Below are 13323 nucleotides of genomic sequence, written 5' to 3'. Positions count from 1 at the left end.
TATAAAGTAAAAAAAAGAACTTGGCTTGAAATCACTGCAACATCATTGGGTATATTCCTTACCTTACTGGCAATTTACAGCCTCAATAGTAGCCTTAAGATCACAGACAATATTAAGAATTCATTTGTAAGCGGTCCACATATCGCCTTAATTAAAGTGAATGGAACGATTGCCTCAAATACCAATGCAAATGGTACTTATATTACCCAATCATTAAGACAAGCTTTTGAAAACGAGGATAGCTCAGCAATCGTATTACAGATCAACTCGGGTGGCGGCTCCCCGTATCAAGCTGAAATGGTATGGAATGAAATTCAGTATTTAAAGAATAAATACCCGAACAAGAAAGTGTATGCCCTCATTGAAGATATGGGCGCATCAGCAGCGTACCAGATCGCATCTGCCAGTGATTACATAATCGTGGGCAAAACATCCCTTGTAGGCTCAATTGGGGTGATTATGAGCAACTATGACTTTACCAAGCTAATGGACAAGGTTGGTGTAGGTGATCGTACTATCACTGCCGGCTCAAACAAGGCAGCCTTTTCCTTCACGCAGAAGGTGACTGATGAGCAAATGGATTATTACCAAAAGATGTTGAACAACGTGCATAAGAACTTCATCAAGTATGTACGTGATGGACGTAATGGCCGACTGAAAGAAACTGATGATATGTTCTCAGGATTAGTCTGGACAGGTGAGCAAGCGGTAGAGGTTGGTATTGCTGATAAAGTGGGTGATATGAATACCCTTAAGCGCGAATTAAAAATCGATCAAGTAAAAAACTATACCTATGTCAATAATGGCTTGGGTGGACTTTTCAATACAGCTTATAGTGATGTAGGTAGATCGATTGGTCAGGGCTTATCTGACAGCTTAAAAGAAGAACTTCAAATCCAAGTTCAATAATTTTAAATCGTAACGATTTAAAAGCATAAAAAAAGGATCAGTTAGAAATATCTGATCCTCAATTACCAACTTTCGATTATTTTTTCTGCAATATACTGGTGTATCTGTATGGAAGTTAAACACAAATTTAAAAAAAAAGAAAAATGGATTATTCCATTTGCTGAATTATTTTTTCATTTTATTTTTATAGCACTCTTTTTTTGGCTATGTAATTTTTTAATCTCAGAAGATATTTTATTAAATCTCATAAGTTCGCTTTACTCTAAGTACTTTCTTGAAATGATGGTAGTAGCTCTACTCGTATGTTTTAGTATGACTGGATTTTTGTACTCGTTATCGATAATTGAAAAGAAAATTCGCATTGGAGATATTGATGTAGCTACTTTAATCTTAAAGTATGGCATTGATTATATTTATATAATTTTTATAAATACCACTGTAATGTTCTTTTATATAGTTTTTTTTGGGGAATTTGAAATACATATACTTTTCTATTCTTTGTTGTATTTAATAGTTAGTTATATTCTCCGTGTAATTATTTTCTGTTTTTCAAGTAAAGATTTTGAATTCCCTTCTAATTACAATCAGACAGAAAAAAAGGACTTATAAAAAGTCTTTTTTTCTTAGAAGCTATTAAACAAAAGCTAAAGCATATTGCTGTATGTCTTTAATAGTAAGAGCATTACAAGTTTCACTAATTGCTTTCATTTTCATTAACCAAAAGAGGCAATACTTTGTATCCAGAACAAAGTATCGACCATCATCAAGTGACAGAATAATTATTTTTTGAGTTTTGAATTTGCTGCATAGCCTTCCCTATATATGGCTTGCAGATTCGTATGACCTCATTGCATTGCTCAATGTCAAACTCCCCTATATGGCAGTCAACAAAATCTATACCCATTTGTAAGGCAAGCCAGTGATATGCAGTCTTTCGCGCTTGGGAAACGGTTAAGGAATCACGCTTCATCTTGCATCGCCACAATGGATCAAAGTAAGAATGTGCTTTTTTTCTAGTCGCACGCAATTCCGGATTAGCTAACGATCCTAAAGGCTGATTATTATGTTTATGGACCCCGACTTGAGCATCGCATGGTTCACAGCGATAAATACGCTTAGATGGAAGATAGACAGAGAGATTTGAACAGTATGGGCATACGGGAACACACGCCGTCTGCATCTTGGTAATCGCGTCTAACGAAAGCTTACACAGCGTTTCATCAAAGCGATCAATATTGATCTGTTTGGGGTTTAGATTAAGTACATTTGCCAAATCATTGATAACCTTCTTTCTGGCCTGCGTTTTACTTATGCCATTACTAATATGATATTGCATGACCGCACCAAAAGACTGGTGTATCTCCTTCCTTGCAGTCCATAAAGCGTTATTTGCCATGGTTCCCAATGGTCGGCCAGTTTGCTTATCTGCCCTACCCAAAGCATTACAAGGATTGCAACGCCACAAGCCTTTATCGAATTGTGCTTCTTCTTTGCAGTATGGACAAAGTACAGGCTTCTTTGGTGAAGAAGGGAGAATATGTCTTGATAGGTCGGTAATAGTATTCATATTGCTCACAACTTCGTTAAAAAGAATGTTTTGATCAGGACTCATGTAATTTGTGAAGATAGTCGTAAAGGTTAATGCTTAAAATTAAAGCACCAAACAGAAAACCAAACATAGCACTCCCCAAGAATGCACCAATTAACGAGAAAGAAATTAAAACGGTAGCCGATATTTTAATTAGCAGTTTTCTGAATTCATCATTTTCTAAACATTTCTCTAAATAATGACGGGTGCAAGAATTTATTTCTTCAATAATATATTCTTTTTTTCCAAAAGTTTCTTTAATTATTTTAAGAAATTTACTAATTAACGGAGCTAATATTATGGAAATAATAATTACAGTCAAGAAATATAAAAAATTAATGTCTGAATTTAATTGGACATAACCTAACTCATTTATCTGGTGTACAAGCCATTCATTCCACTCTCCCCACTCACAAAAATCTGTACATTTAACATTTAACAAATCCGCTTTTGTAATATCCATCAGATAGCTCTCAAAAATTCTTTTTTTAATAAAATATTTCTAAAATTGCAAATTAAACGAAATTATAAATCTTGATTTTGTTTAAGTTTTTACGTGTTTTTATAGGCTTGTTACAAGATTATAAGTCATTGTATTTGCGAATTTTTATTCATTATCCTTAGAGAACAGTATCGGAACACATATTCGGCACTTCGATATTTTTGTAACTATAATGTTTCTTGATTTTTAATTATAAATATTCATAATCATTATCGTAATATTATTTATTAATTTCTAAAAAAGGTAAATGAAATGCTAATTGATAATTTCTTTAATCGACCAGACGAATCAAGCTCTACAAGTTTTTACTATAATCGTGCCATTACGCACATAGAGGTGATCATCTCTAGTATGGAAAAATTAAAAAGAGAATTAAATGGTCAAATCCTTCACGGCGTATTGACTAATAAAGACTCAATTTCAGAAATTGAGAAAGAGATAAGCGAAACTCTACCAGAGTCAGAAGAAGCAGCGTTTTTTAAAAGCTTACGGAAGACTGATTCAAAATTCCATGAATGTTCTTATGAAATTATTGCCCCTTTTTTGCGACTGTTAACTATCAAAAATAGTTAAGCAGTAGTAACTATCTAAAAATTGGGATCAGACCCATTCTTTAATAAGATTTCTCTAATTGCGATACACAGAAAGGTTTATATGAAAGTTAAAGTGGTTAATTTAAAGGGCATTAAAAGAGTTATTTCTGGCGAATTACTCAAATAGCAATAAATGCGCTTTTTAAGGAATGTATTTCATCTAACCACGTTGCAAATGCTTCATATAAATCAGCCAATTTCAGGTTTTCGTAATGCTGCAATATTAAAGCGTTACACCACGCAACACGCTCAATTTCGTTATCACCCTCCACCAAGTACCAGTCAGGCAGCCAAGTGGTCAATCTGGCGCTCTCACGCGCAAATTGAAATAGGTTCATCCTAAAGCCTACTGAGTGCATTAGCTTAATCTGGATTGCAAACGTGCGGCATTCCCTTAATGTGATCTGATTAGTCTGCACTTGCTCATACAGCCGGCCATCGATTTCAATTTGATTAGTGTCGAAATGATACCGTCCACCCCTAGCCCTTTGCTTAGGATCATCTCCCGAGAGAATAAACTCTATAGAGTGGGCCATCTCATGAAACAGGTTACTGATGGAGATTGCAGGACCCGTGACAGCGCCGTAGGTGAAGTCTTTGTAACCAGTGAGGGAGAACGAATATTTGAAGGCAGGATGATTTAAAAACGGCGTACTGGACATGCGACCACGAAAGACCAGATCAGCCCTTTCAATTTGTTTGGATGTTATATCTCTCACCATTCCCACCCGACTGTATTTTTCTTTTAGGCATTAAAAATCGCCCGAGCTTTTTTGGGCTACGGGCGACTATTGAGAGTTATTGATAGAATTAGCCATCAATATTGTTTTCAAACCGAAGTGTGAAAACAGTCGTATTTGAAGCACATCATCTACAATCATTGAGAATCAGCCAACAAACACTTGATCATAAAGAACTCCGGTAACGCCGGATTGCGGAACTATGTTCAAGATCAATCATAGTACATTTCAAATTAAAAAGCATTAACTTTTTTTAAATGTTAATAATATATTTACATATTATAGTTAATAGTTACAGATAATGATTAGAATAATATTAACCAATAATAAAAGATAATATTGAGATAATAAAAAAAGCCAAATAAGTAAAAACTTAGATGGCTTTTGTTAGAAGATTATTGAAGTAAATTAAGCTTCAATTGCGACAGGAGCTTCAACATCAGAATTATCGGTAGATTCTTCTGGATGAAGAATATCCCACATATAAAACGATGCTTTAGAAGCAGCTTTAATCGCTTTTGCAAAAAACTTTGGATCATCAGATTTTGCCTTTTCTAACCATCCGTGAATATATCCGGCATGGCTTTCAAGGGCAATTTTCTCAATTCCAAGCATAGAAGATACGAACACAGAGATAAGCTCAGCAACACATTCTTCTTTAGCATAGAGAACAGAACCAAAGACATCTTTCTTCCAATCAGGACGTACAAAACGGTGAGTAGAGTGTCCTAATTCATGGAGGTAAGTTGCTAAGTAACCTTCAATTGTATGAAACTCAGGGATAGTCGGTAAGTAAACTGCATGTTCAGAAGGTCGATAGAAAGCACTACCCAAACCTTCATGATGATGAACAGTTACGTTAAGACCGGCACTGAGTCGTTCAAGCATGTTGCGTTGTTCCTCATGTGTCGGCAAACCTGAATCAGATTCACCTTCAACAATATCAACATCACCAACAGATACAGGATTGCCATCAGCATCAACAATTTGATCAAGATTGAAAACGGTAAAGTATTTAACAAACCAGATTTCTTTCTCAGGATCATTTTTGTCTTTGATAGGACTCCAAAACTGAATCGGTGTGCCTGATTCACCTTTAACTACACGCCAAGATTTCGCTTGAGCCTGTTTAAAAGTAAGCCATGCTTTAGATTGATAGTTCTTGTTTACTGCAACCATGGACAATAGCCAAGCATTTACGCCGTTGTATCGTTTTCCAGATTGAGCATTAAAGTGAGGACATGCAGCTTTGAAAGGCATTACCCATTTACCAGTAACGAACTTAGCTTCAAGTTCTTCTACAAGTTGAGCAAATTTCTGTTCAGTAGCATTTTTAAAAGTTTTCATGGTAAGACTCCGTTGGCGTACGGATAACGGAAGAACGCAAATTGTGCGATCATCAGCTATCCGTACTATTTTTTATAAATATGTATGAATAGTGATGAAAAACACTTAATAGTTAAGCGATCTTCAAGATCAATATTAGTAGATGTTTTAATATTTGGCAAATGTTAGATTTTTTAGGCAATAAAAAAAGCCAAATGAAAAGAATTCAAGAGGCTTTAGTATTAAAAAATAATTAAGATTATTAGTCTTAACTTAAATGTTCATCAAAGTATTTCTGAAAGCTTTGGCAGTAGTGGTCATGGTTATACATGCCTTGAAACTGAGGATCAAAGTTTTCTACTTCGCTACCACAGAAAGTACAAAATGCTCTTTGTATCCCCTGCTTAGCAACGATTTTAATATCTGGTTCCATATCATATTTATCTAAGGTGGTAATTTGATAGCCACTCAAAGCAAATAATGAAAGACGAATATTAAGGTCGATAGATGTAATCATGGTAAATCTCCGTTGGCGTACGGATAACGGAAGAACGCGAAAAGTGCGATCATCAGCTATCCGTAAAAAATTATTAATCGAATATAAACTGACGAAAAACACTTAATAATTAAGCAATCTTCACCACGCAGATTAGCCGATGTATAAATATTTTGCAAACATTTCAAAAATTTAGGCCAAAAAAAAAGCCAAATAGAAAAATTCTAAGAGGCTTCTTGTTAAAAGATTAGATAACGTGATTAGCGTTACTTACAACTCATGAATAGCGACAACTAAACAAGAGTGTTCATGTAGAGCAGGAACGGCGCTAAGACATTCCTTACAGTAATTAAGCTGAATTTTATCGCGTGTCATTCGGACAAATGATTTAGCGTTAGTAGATTCAACAATATCCTGACGTTTAAACCCTTGATTCTGTAATGAACGAACATACTGGTCAAAAAAGTTTAATTGAACATTAGTTAAGATAACTTGTTGCATGGTAGAACTCCGTTGGCGTACGGATAACGGAAGAAGGCAAAATTGCGATCATCAGCTATCCGTACAAGTTTTATTAAATATGTAGGGATAGAATGTGATGTAAAACAATTTAAATAGCATTCTTCAAGACGAATATTAATTGATCTTTTTCATTTCTGCAATTCTAATATTATGCAAATTATTGTTTAGACAATAAAAAAAGCCAAATAGAAAGTTCTAAATGGCTTTTGTAAGATGAATCAACAATGAGTATTAATCATTATTGGAACTTAAATGATTTGATAAAACATTTAAGGGATACAGCTAAGGTATAAGTTGATGCAACCAGAATTGATAAAGCGATAGGAGCCATGTACCAAACCAAGAAACTAGATAGTCCATCAAGGATATAAGAGTTACTTAGAAGTTGGTAAACAGGTATTCCGCATAAGCAAATAATGGCTACAACAAACATGAATAGCAAGTGAGATAATGCAACCAAATCCAGACGATCTTTAGTCAGATAATTTGGATGTGCAAGATTAATTGCTAACATGACTACAACAACCAGTGAATATGAAATAAAACAGAAGAAGATCGAAGTAATACCCCAACCTAAAGCATTCATAAAGATTTCACGATTCAGAACTTCGGCGTAATGATCCCAGAACATAACTTTCGTATTCATTGCAGAAATAAAGCTTTCAGCGCAAAAAAGAAATAAAACGAAAGATGCAGCGAACAGTGCAGTAGATAAAAATTTCATTATTGAACTCCGTTGGCGTACGGATAACGGAAGAACGCTTGGTATGCGATCATCAGCTATCCGTACAAATTAATTTATGTATGGAAACTGATGAAAAACACTTATAAGAAAAAGCGATCTTCAAGAACCAATATAATTGAAGTTTTATTTTTAGGCAATTAAAAGGCAAAAAAGTTCAAAATTAGGAACTTAAATTAGAGTTAGATAAGGAAAATTAAGAAGTGGTAAGCACTTAAGGAGTGCTTACACTTTAGGTTTAATATACATCGTATATTTAACGTCTTTTAAAAAGAATTGGATGGTATGGTTTCGAGTGTCTACCCGATAGATAACTGCATTGTATTTCTTAAGCAGTTTCTTTGCCTCACCCATCTCAAATGCTTTCTGATCTGCCAGACTTTTTACGAATGCCTTTTCGCCGTTGGTGTCCTCTGTATCTTTACCAGAGATAGCCAATTCAAATGCGATGCACACAAAGAAGAATACAACAAATACTGGTAGCGCAACTGATTCAAATCCCAATGAATATGCTGCGGCTGCTGCCACGAAAGGGAGCAGATAAAAGAAAACCTTTTTTCGATCTAGGACTTTCTTTTCCATGGTTCCAATTTGTTGATTTAAAACACTAATAGCCGTCATCTTACATTACTCACTATCAACAAACAATTAAGTTAAATGCTGCATATTTTCACCATATACAACAATATACCACATATATAACATACTTTAATAATCTATTAAAATAGTTTTTATATAACCAATTGTACAATTTAGATATATTCAGATGTGTTCAGAGAGGTGCAAATGATTAAACAGCAATTAAAGAAACATAAAAAATATTTCATAATATAAAGTTAGGTTTTTATTTGGTATTAGTAAAACTATTAGATTTAAACGGTGTTTAATAAAGTTCAGACAAAAAAATAAAGCTCAATCACAAGGAGAGAGCTTCATCCGATTGGTACGTTAATACCATTCATATTGCTACAAGAACAATATGTCCACTTATAGATCAACTGAAATGAGCTATATTGAATGTAAGGTTATTATTGCAGATATATTCCTGAAATCAAATCATTTCATTAAAAAAATATTAAGACGCTATATCAGTAATAACCAAATCATTCTCAGGTGTAATTTCGGTGAATCTCAGGTGTTTGGTTAGAGGCATACGGCGTGTAAAGTATGGAATGAGCTTCCCCTTTCTCTCATATTCCGCATGAATGTTGTATATCTCTAATTGATTTTCATCATTCAGGACCAGATCACAGGCGACAACATAGCCAAATGTTTGTAAGGCTTTACGTGCCAGTACCTTATATCGCTCAAAATTATTATCGTGCATTTTATTGCTACGGATTAGAGGATATGCGATCAAGCCTACTACATGGCCTCGATGCACAGCCGCCCAACAATGGGAAATAAGCTTTCCCTTGAGATAGGTTTGTTGTCTGGGGTGTAATGGTTTCAAATCACCTTCTTCATTAAGCAGATCGTGTTGCAAATAACGTTTTTTGGCTTTTTGAAAAGAAAAATGGGTTCGGCCTATTTCTTCGGATTTAAACGGCGAATTTGCATAGAGTTTCACTTCCCGACTGTTATCTTCCGCTATTTCTAACACCAGACGGCCAGAAGTCACCTTTCTTGTACTATGGAATGCTAATACGTCATTCAGCTTGTTTTTGATATTTATACGCGCCGTTGAGTCAGCAATATGCTTAGTGTTTGGCAACATAACTAGAGAGAGGATTTTTCCTTTATCAACACAGGCAAGGAACATGCTTTCTGTCTGGATCACAGTAAATTACCCCCTTCATCTAAGATGGTTTTACGAAGATCAACCACTCTAAATGCTGCTTGCTTAGCTCTTGATGAACCACCCGAATTTGCCACGCGATATTTATCTTTACCTTCTTTAATTTCATCAGCATTAGGATTGTAAGCTCTGTACATCTTAGTAGCTAATTCCCTATACGAAGGCGTGCTATTAGGTGACTTCACCATGGTTTCAAGATAATAAACCATTGCTACCCGACTTTTGTTCACGACAATCCCTTCTGCTGAGAGTCGGGCAAGTGTATATGTTGCTTCAAGATCACCAGATGATGATGCTTGGGATAGCAAATCAACAGCTTTTCTAGCTTCTGTTGGCGATAGTTTGGTTTTAGTGATGCCAAGAATACTATGGCGTGTTTTACACTGAGGAATATATCTAGCCGGTATACATGAAGCATAGGTTTTAATTGCTGCGTTCCAGTTTTTCTTCGCTTCATACATCTGGCCTAAGATGTAGGTTGCACGATACATATTTTGATTGCTTGCCAATACAAATAGCTTTTGGGCAGTATCGAGATTCTTAGGTACGCCACGGCCATTTAAGTACAAAATACCCAGATTATATAAGGCTGCGGAATCCCCTGCTTTAGCAGCGATAGCCCAATACTGTGCAGCGTATTTAGGATTAGGTGTTATTAATTTGGGTTCCTGATCATACAAATAACCCATTAGAACAATGGATTTCGCATGTCCACGATTAGCAAGCTTATGAAGTTCTGGAATAGCATTTTTATCGCGTTTTTCCATGATGCTTTTTCTAAGTGCTAAATATTTGGCCGTATCCGGAGCAAAGCCACTCGTTTCAATATTAGGTAGTTCAGGGAGCCACTTTGGACGTTCCATTAGGTTTCCAATATCCGTCAACGTCATGTCACGAGCTGCCTGTGCTGTCTGTATAGGCATTAGCCACGGCGCAGTAGTCGCCACAAGCAAAATTATTTTACTAACATTTTTTCTATTTAAAAACATTTCTAAAATATACCTATATTATAAATAGAAACATTTTATAATTATTATTTCATCTTTTCCACAAAACATAATAAAATATTATTTTTATATTATGATTTTAAGCCATGTATAAAACATTTGAATTATTTCAGAAGGCAATATATATAATTTGCTTTTGGTCTTTGATTTTTTTTACCTTACAAATCAGGCAACACCAGACTTCGGTACTAGGTCTGGCGGCAGAAACAGTAGTCGGGTGGCTAATTTTTTTGGCTATTGTGGTCCTTTTTTTATTGTTTGTTTCAAGCAGCCATCGACAATCTAAAACTTTAACTAAAGAAAAAATAACAAAAAATGTCGTTGAGGATGGCATGGTGTTCACTGTAGGCGGTCACACCAAGATTCTTCCTGTACTGCCAGATGCCTACTTAATCGAATCCGAAATATTAAATAAATATGAAGAAGAAAATCCGAGTATTGAAAGCTCAAAAAGAGCGTTTATTCAGTCTACTGGCCGCTTATTAAAAGACGTTTTGGATAATTCAACTGCAACAACAATTAATCTGTCAGAAGAAAAACTCTTTAAAGAAAATGAGGGTGGATCAGACGTTTATGGAGATGAAGAACAACGTAACAACTTCAATTCCACTAATAACCAGTCTAATGATGAAATTCAGAAAGAAGCGAATAACGGTTTCAAGGCTATTCAGGGTGAGATCACCAATGATCATGAAAGTCGCCGTATTGATAAAGGCATTCTTGCGTATAAGTATCAGTTCAATCTTCTCTACAGCCATATCATTAATTATGATATTTATGATCTTCAAGACCGCTACAACAAAGGTAAGGAAGTCTGTTCTAAATCTGAATTAGAAGCCAAGAAGAAGCAGCTTAAAGCCAAGGCAGACCAGAAGCGTCAAGAAATAGAACAATCATTAACTAAAATTCTGGATGCCATTCCCAAGTTCCAATACAAGGGCATTACAACCACTACCCCCGAGATTAAAAACAGACGCGATCTCGACATGCAGGATTATCAGCTTATTATCTTTGCTGCATTATTCCCTTACATCGACTGGTTAACTTTGCGCTCAAGTGCAGCCCTGAATGCCTTGGACCCAGATATTAAGAAAAGCCTTACCAGTGAAGATTTAAAGAAACTTGATCCATCAGAACTAGGCTTAAGCTTGCGTGACAAGCGTGTGCTTTGGAATGCACGCCGTATGTATGACGTTTATGTGAACCGTGACCGAGATATTGTTGTAAATGGTAAGAGTGTTTACAACATGCCAATCAGCTTCGATCAGAATGGGAAAATGTATAACCCTATTGAAGAAACAGTCGCGCTTTGTGAAATGCTTCGTTTCTCACAAACAGTACGTTTAGTGAAGAACAAAACCAACAAGCAGAATAAGAAGAAGCCACCGATCTACACAGACAACGACATCATTCGTCTGGTCTACTCTATTTTCACTGAAAAGAACCGTTTCAATACCACCAGTGCATTTGAACGGATCGGTATCATCAAGAACGATTTAATCTACATCGACTTTGATGCCTTTTATCCTAAGTTTAATGGTCGTTTCAAAGAGAAGTACCCACATTTAGCTAATCATCTTGAATACCAGAAAGCGTTTAAGGTTTTCTATGACAAGGTTAAGCAAATGGGCCTATTAGCGATGCGTATTCGTGATGAAAATGCGGATAACGCCGTTGAAACTTTCTCACACAAGACAGATGGTGAATTATTAAAGGTATTCTGGGAATTTAAGGAAAAATCTACAGTTACCATTGATAACACCTTGATCCTACATGCTTCACAGATGTTTAAAGACTTACTTTCTGATCATCAGGACTACAATGCTAATCCTAAGATTCTGGGTGTGAGCCAGACTAAAGCAATTCCACTGTCCGACTATGCAGAAAAGATCAAGCCATTGATTGAAGCTGCGGAACGCGAGAAAAAGCGTGTAAAAGACATCATGGATAGCGTTAAGACTCAGAACCAACCGACAGTCAAAAAAACGCATAACTCAATTATCGACAACATGAACAAGCAACTGGAAGCACAGCAGAACCCTTCTGTTGATCTTGCAGCAGAATTTATGAGCGATGATAGCGATGTTGAAGTTATAGCCACCCCACCTCAAGCAGCAGTTCAACCAAAAGTGCAATCAGTTAAAGCAACAGAAGTTGAACCAAAGCCTACACTCCCTATTGATCCTTTATCTCAATTAGATGATGCAGACTTAGGGTTATTAGATGCAATCCTTGAAAACGCTTTTGCTGCAACAGAAAACGATCTAGGCATTAGTAACAATGCGCTTGAAAATGTTCAGGATGAAGATGCGGAAGATGCTTTCAAATACATTAACCGAGAAGTTCAAGTCGTATCACTTAGAAAGGCAGATAAACAGGCTAAAGCAGCTAAGGACGGCGGTTATCGTTATGCGATTAACGAGTTCCATAAAAATAAACTGCAATTAATTCAGTGTAGCCGTGATGCAGTTAATGATGCGTCAATGAATCTGGACTTTACCATCTTGAAGATTCTTGATGCAGCCAAAGCTACCAACAATAAAGACAAGCTGATCTCACATACCACTACGAGCAAAAATGTCCTGATTAAAAAAACCAAGATATTCACGCTATTCAATGTTGTGGAACAAATGGCCCTTTATCAGAAGAAAGGTAATGGTAGCTTCTGGTCAGTTAAACAGGAAGTGTGTAAAGGCAAAACTGGTAGCCCTACGGATCAATTCAATCAGATCAGCGTTATTGAATGCCTGACTATTGATGAATCTAAAGAGGAAGAAATCTATAAGTCTATTCGTGAATCAATGTGGAACGAGAACAAGGTTCAGGAATTGTTTGAAGAAATCCACAACCGTTTAAATGACATGGATAGTGCGACCAAGGCAAAACTTTCAATTCTTAAAGACCCTAAATCTGAGCTGTATTTAATTCCTAAACAGCATTTAGGAAAACTCAGACGTACAGGTGTGAACGTGAATAGCTTCTTATCCTATTGTGAGCAATTTAAAGATGAGCTTGCCCCAGAACTTGCGCCGTATGCAGAAAAACTAAGTGCTATCGAACTTAATGGCAAATCAACAATCAAATTTGAAAAGGTCTAAGG

The 13323-nt window shown here is 35.9% G+C and carries 14 protein-coding genes; 4 read left to right on the top strand and 10 right to left on the bottom strand.

Annotation, left to right across the window (positions count from 1 at the left end; all coding sequences use genetic code 11):
- Positions 1–45 precede the first annotated feature (45 nt).
- Both ACRAD_RS15340 and ACRAD_RS15335 read left to right on the top strand, forming a co-directional pair.
- Positions 46–909: a S49 family peptidase gene (locus tag ACRAD_RS15340; RefSeq protein WP_170211173.1), complete on the top strand. Its 864-nt coding sequence runs from the start codon at positions 46–48 to the stop codon at positions 907–909.
- 108 nt (positions 910–1017) lie between these two features.
- The gene (locus ACRAD_RS15335) at positions 1018–1518 is read left to right on the top strand and encodes a hypothetical protein (RefSeq protein WP_010699975.1); all 501 of its coding nucleotides are present in this window, start codon (positions 1018–1020) and stop codon (positions 1516–1518) included.
- 154 nt (positions 1519–1672) lie between these two features.
- Here ACRAD_RS15335 and ACRAD_RS15330 read toward each other — a convergent pair whose 3' ends face one another.
- Both ACRAD_RS15330 and ACRAD_RS15325 read right to left on the bottom strand, forming a co-directional pair.
- Positions 1673–2476, bottom strand: a complete 804-nt coding sequence (locus tag ACRAD_RS15330) for a zinc-finger-containing protein (RefSeq protein ID WP_227548713.1) — start codon at positions 2474–2476, stop codon at positions 1673–1675.
- 34 nt (positions 2477–2510) lie between these two features.
- The gene (locus ACRAD_RS15325; protein WP_010699973.1) at positions 2511–2960 is read right to left on the bottom strand and encodes a hypothetical protein; all 450 of its coding nucleotides are present in this window, start codon (positions 2958–2960) and stop codon (positions 2511–2513) included.
- A 291-nt stretch (positions 2961–3251) separates the two neighbouring features.
- On the opposite strand from ACRAD_RS15325, the gene ACRAD_RS15320 reads away from it, so the two are divergent.
- Positions 3252–3572, top strand: coding sequence for a hypothetical protein (locus ACRAD_RS15320; protein WP_010699972.1), 321 nt, complete (start codon positions 3252–3254; stop codon positions 3570–3572).
- Positions 3573–3711: 139 nt separating this feature from the next.
- Here the strand turns inward: ACRAD_RS15320 and ACRAD_RS15315 are convergent, their stop codons facing one another.
- The 8 genes from ACRAD_RS15315 to ACRAD_RS15280 all read right to left on the bottom strand — a co-directional run bounded on the left by ACRAD_RS15315 (position 3712) and on the right by ACRAD_RS15280 (position 10079).
- Positions 3712–4254, bottom strand: coding sequence for a hypothetical protein (locus ACRAD_RS15315; RefSeq protein WP_142093838.1), 543 nt, complete (start codon positions 4252–4254; stop codon positions 3712–3714).
- A gap of 486 nt (positions 4255–4740) precedes the next feature.
- Positions 4741–5679, bottom strand: coding sequence for a zincin-like metallopeptidase domain-containing protein (locus tag ACRAD_RS15310; protein WP_010699970.1), 939 nt, complete (start codon positions 5677–5679; stop codon positions 4741–4743).
- Positions 5680–5926: 247 nt separating this feature from the next.
- Positions 5927–6175, bottom strand: coding sequence for a hypothetical protein (locus ACRAD_RS15305; protein WP_010699969.1), 249 nt, complete (start codon positions 6173–6175; stop codon positions 5927–5929).
- Between the two features lie 249 nt (positions 6176–6424).
- Positions 6425–6655, bottom strand: a complete 231-nt coding sequence (locus tag ACRAD_RS15300) for a hypothetical protein (protein ID WP_010699968.1) — start codon at positions 6653–6655, stop codon at positions 6425–6427.
- Between the two features lie 259 nt (positions 6656–6914).
- Positions 6915–7400: a hypothetical protein gene (locus ACRAD_RS15295; protein ID WP_010699967.1), complete on the bottom strand. Its 486-nt coding sequence runs from the start codon at positions 7398–7400 to the stop codon at positions 6915–6917.
- Positions 7401–7643: 243 nt separating this feature from the next.
- Positions 7644–8039: a hypothetical protein gene (locus ACRAD_RS15290; protein WP_010699966.1), complete on the bottom strand. Its 396-nt coding sequence runs from the start codon at positions 8037–8039 to the stop codon at positions 7644–7646.
- A 454-nt stretch (positions 8040–8493) separates the two neighbouring features.
- Complete coding sequence (locus ACRAD_RS15285; protein ID WP_010699965.1) at positions 8494–9198, bottom strand: hypothetical protein; 705 nt, start codon at positions 9196–9198, stop codon at positions 8494–8496.
- Positions 9195–10079, bottom strand: a complete 885-nt coding sequence (locus ACRAD_RS15280; protein WP_170211171.1) for a tetratricopeptide repeat protein — start codon at positions 10077–10079, stop codon at positions 9195–9197. The genes ACRAD_RS15285 and ACRAD_RS15280 overlap by 4 nt, the downstream gene beginning before the upstream one ends.
- 476 nt (positions 10080–10555) lie before the next feature.
- Here ACRAD_RS15280 and ACRAD_RS15275 point away from each other — a divergent pair, with 476 nt between their 5' ends.
- Positions 10556–13321: a hypothetical protein gene (locus ACRAD_RS15275; RefSeq protein WP_010699963.1), complete on the top strand. Its 2766-nt coding sequence runs from the start codon at positions 10556–10558 to the stop codon at positions 13319–13321.
- Positions 13322–13323: the final 2 nt, after the last annotated feature.

Origin of the sequence: Acinetobacter radioresistens DSM 6976 = NBRC 102413 = CIP 103788 (assembly GCF_006757745.1) — a bacterium.
Lineage (GTDB): Bacteria > Pseudomonadota > Gammaproteobacteria > Pseudomonadales > Moraxellaceae > Acinetobacter > Acinetobacter radioresistens.
Note: the sequence above shows the minus strand (reverse complement) of the source record. Positions and strands in the feature narration are given on the sequence as shown.